This is a genomic window from Actinospica durhamensis, assembly GCF_018139695.1.
Taxonomy (GTDB): Bacteria; Actinomycetota; Actinomycetes; order Streptomycetales; family Catenulisporaceae; genus Actinospica; species Actinospica durhamensis.
Genome location: NZ_JAGSOG010000578.1, coordinates 1 through 1,399, shown reverse-complemented (window position 1 = coordinate 1,399; position 1,399 = coordinate 1). Strand labels below are relative to the sequence as shown.

Genomic DNA, 1,399 nt, shown 5'->3' with positions numbered 1-1,399 from the left:
CCCGGGGGCTGGGCGCGGGCCGGCCGCGGGGCCGGGCGGTGCGGCGGGCGGTCGCGTGGATGCGGGCCGGGCGCGTGCTGATCGGCAGGACGCGGAAGGCGCGGCGGACGGCGAGCAGCACGGCGGTGCGGTCCGCGGCCCGCCGCGTCAGCGTGGCCAGAGCGCGGCAGAGTTCGAAGAAGCTGCGCTCGCCGAGCCCGAGCCAGCAGCCGCAGATCAGGACGGCCAGAGCGTGCGCGGCGAGCATCGCGGCGGCCGAGTGCGCGCCGGAGGCCGACCCGGAGGTGAGGGTGGCGCTCTCGCCGAAGCCGGCCGGCATGCCGGGCATCGCGCCCTGGGCGGGCGGGCAGAACCAGCCGAGTTCGATGTGCAGACACAGCTGGGCTATGCCGAGGGCGAGCATGACGACGAGCGGATGCCGTTCGCGCCGGGCCAGGCCGAAGGAGGCGAGCGTGGTCACCGGGAGCGCGAGGGCCGGTCCGACCCAGCCGGGGTCGCACCCGTCGGCCACGCGGTGCAGCACGGTGCCCGCGCCGACACAGACCAGCGCGAAAAGCGCGGCGCGCGCCGTTCGTGCCGATCCACCCGAATTCACGCCGCTAATACTGTCGCACCCCCGCCCTAACGTGAATAGCGGGGGTGGCGCGAGGGCAGCCCTCTAAGTGGGGATAGCCCGCTTATCGGAGGGATGGGGGGACATGTACTGGTTCTTCACGCTGATACTCCTGGCCCTCGCGGCCCGCGCCGTGGCCCGGCTGGTGCTGGCCCGGGCCTCGGGCGGCCTGCCCGACGCCGTACGTCATGCCGAACTCGCGCACGCGGCGATGGGGTTGGGCATGGCGATCCTGCTCGTGCCCGGGCTGCCCCGGCCGCCTACGGCGCTGAGCGTAAGTTTCTTCGCGGCGCTGGCCGCGTTCGCGGTGTTCGCCTGGGTGCGGGGCGTGACGGCGCGATGGCGCGGCCGCACGACGAACTGCGGCTGCGCGCCGAAGAATTCGGCGCACCTGCTCGACCCGCACCACGCCATCGTCGGGGCGGCGATGGTCGTGATGCTGCTCTACCCCGCCGCGGGCGGTATGGACATGGGCGGCGCGAGCGCGGGCGGCATGGCGGGGATGGCCGGGATGACGGGCGCGGCCACCGGGAGCCCGGCCGTGACGGTGCTCGTGTTCCTCGGGTACGTCTGGCTCTCCGCGCTCGTGCTCGGCTACGGCATGACCAGGCTGCTGCCGGCGGCGGCCGAGGTCGACGGCGGCGCGTTGGCACTGCTCGGCTCCCCCGCCACCGTGTACGGATGCGAGCTTGCGATGACGGTACTTACGGGACTGATGCTCCTGAGCTAACGTGGTGTCAGGCATCATGTCGGCACCTGGGGAGGGGCCGACACCCAGGGAGGGTG

2 protein-coding genes are annotated in these 1,399 nt (G+C 73.8%); one reads left to right on the top strand and one right to left on the bottom strand.

Annotated elements, in window-relative coordinates:
* Positions 1–595: hypothetical protein (locus tag KDL01_RS41140; protein ID WP_212534147.1), on the bottom strand; the 595-nt coding region annotated here is incomplete at its 3' end.
* 103 nt (positions 596–698) lie between these two features.
* Here KDL01_RS41140 and KDL01_RS41135 point away from each other — a divergent pair.
* Positions 699–1,343 (top strand): DUF5134 domain-containing protein, encoded by a 645-nt coding sequence (locus tag KDL01_RS41135; protein WP_212534146.1) that lies wholly within the window; start codon positions 699–701, stop codon positions 1,341–1,343.
* The last annotated feature ends 56 nt before the right edge of the window (positions 1,344–1,399 follow it).